General features: G+C 63.5%; 1 protein-coding gene. It reads right to left on the bottom strand.

What is annotated here, in order from left to right; genetic code table 11:
• Window positions 1–222 (bottom strand): hypothetical protein (locus GKAS_RS25220; RefSeq protein ID WP_210436391.1); only part of this gene is annotated, 222 nt, incomplete at both ends.

Here is a 222-nt window from a genome sequence, read left to right as displayed (position 1 = left end):
AAAGACCGCACGGTTTTTGGTGGCGTCTAAATCGCCGAAGCGTTTCCCGTAGGCCGGGTCAGCCCACAGGGATGTGGGCTGAGGGCGCAGTTTACAGGGATGTAAACTTGCGCCCGACCCGAAGCCGGAGGGAATAAGCTGAGGGAACCACGAAGTGGCGATTTTGCCGCCAGAGCCCGGGGGTGCAGGGGGAGGCTGGCGATTGGCCTCCCCCTGCGCGCT

It is taken from the genome of Kluyvera ascorbata ATCC 33433 (genome assembly GCF_000735365.1).
GTDB lineage: Bacteria > Pseudomonadota > Gammaproteobacteria > Enterobacterales > Enterobacteriaceae > Kluyvera > Kluyvera ascorbata.
The sequence above is the reverse complement of the archived record's forward strand: the minus strand, read 5'-3'. Positions and strand labels throughout refer to the sequence as shown.